This is a genomic window from Rhodococcus yananensis (assembly GCF_020515525.1).
In the GTDB taxonomy this organism is placed as follows: Bacteria; Actinomycetota; Actinomycetes; order Mycobacteriales; family Mycobacteriaceae; genus Rhodococcus; species Rhodococcus yananensis.
In genome coordinates this window covers 1-1,694 of record NZ_JAIYEP010000002.1, presented here as the reverse complement: position 1 = coordinate 1,694, position 1,694 = coordinate 1, and the positions used below count along the sequence as shown (strand labels likewise).

1 protein-coding gene is annotated in these 1,694 nt (G+C 68.7%); it reads right to left on the bottom strand.

Annotated elements, in window-relative coordinates; all coding sequences use genetic code 11:
- Nucleotides 1-15 precede the first annotated feature (15 nt).
- Nucleotides 16-1,569, bottom strand: coding sequence for a succinyl-CoA:acetate CoA-transferase ScpC (gene scpC, locus LDQ05_RS00785; protein WP_226434990.1), 1,554 nt, complete (start codon nt 1,567-1,569; stop codon nt 16-18).
- Nucleotides 1,570-1,694 lie beyond the last annotated feature (125 nt).

The window sequence follows — 1,694 nt, the reverse complement described above, 5'->3', positions numbered from 1 at the left end:
CGCACCGCTGCGGCGTCAGGGGGTCCGCATCGTTCCCGTCTCCTGGTAGCGCCGATGGAATCCGAACGCCTCACCGAGCAGGTGCGGCGTCTGGCCGGCGTTCTCCACGGCCTCGGCGCGCTCGACGTAGTCGAGCAGTCGAGCCCGGTAGTCGGGGTGCGCGCAACGGTCGATGACGACCCGCGACCGTCGCCGCGGCGACAGGCCGCGAAGGTCCGCCAGGCCCTGTTCCGTGACCAGTACCTGTACATCGTGCTCGGTGTGGTCGACGTGCGGGACCATCGGCACGATCGACGAGATCGCACCGTCGCGGGCGGTCGACGGGCTCAGGAACAGTGACAGGTTGCCGTTGCGCGCGAAGTCACCGGAGCCGCCGATCCCGTTCATGATGCGGGTACCCATCACGTGGGTGGAGTTGACGTTGCCGTAGATGTCGGCTTCGAGCATCCCGTTCATCGCGATGATGCCGAGCCGCCGCACGATCTCGGGGTGGTTGCTGATCTCCTGCGAACGCAGCACGATGTGCTCGCGGTAGTAGTCGATGTTGTCGACCAGCTTCTCGCGTCCGGCCTCAGACAGGGCGAATGCCGTCGCCGACGCGAAGCGGACGGTTCCGTCGTCGATGAGTTGGAGCATGCCGTCCTGGATGACCTCCGAGAAGCAGGTCAGCCCGCGGTACGGGCCCTTCGACAACCCGGCGAGAACCGCGTTGGCGACATTGCCGATACCCGACTGCAGCGGCAGCAGGGTGTCGGCGGGGAGGCGACCGGCCCGCACCTCGTGACCGAAGAAGTCCACGACGTGGGCCGCGATCGCCTCACTGGTGGCGTCCGGGGCCGTCAACGCGACCGCGCTGTCGGGCGCGTGGGTCTCGACCACGGCGACGACGCGTGCCGGGTCGATCCGCAGGTACGGCTGCCCGATGCGGTCCTCCGGGGCGGTCAGCAGGATCGGTGTGCGGTGCGGGGGCAACGCGGTGCCGTAGTAGATGTCGTGGGTGCCGGCAAGCGCTTCGGGGATCCACGAGTTGACCTCGAGGACGACCCGGTCGGCAACGTCGAGCCACGTCTTGCTGTTGCCCACGGAGGTCGCGGGGATGAGGTCCCCGGACTCGGTGATCCCCGCGACCTCGACGACCGCGACGTCGACGCCGCCGTGGAAGCCCTGCCACACCTGCTGCGCGACGTGGGAGAGGTGGACGTCGACGTAGTCCATGCGCCCGTCGTTGATGCGTCCGCGTGCGGTGGCCTCGGCCTGGTAGGGCATGCGGAGCGCAATACCGTCGGCCTCGGCGAGTTCACGTTCGACCTCCGCGGAGACGGAGGCACCGGTGAGCAGGCCGACGGTGAAGTCCTCCCCTTCGACACGGGCGCGTCGGATGCGTTCGGCGAGCACCGGCATGACCGCCTTGGGGGTACCGGCACTCGCGAAACCGCTGATCGCCACGGTGTCTCCGGGTCGGATCCACTCGACGGCTTCCTGCGCCGAGACGATCTTGTTCCGGAACACCTGACTGCGGACGCGGTTCGCGACCGTCGACCGGAGCAGGGGAGCTGGAAGTGTTGGCATGCCCAACACTGTAGCGGGGGACACATTCCTCCCGTCACACCCACCCCGGCCCCGCGACCGCCGTCACCCCCGGGACCCACCACCGACCCGTGCGCACTTCTGGTAGCGGGGGCTACCAGAAGTGC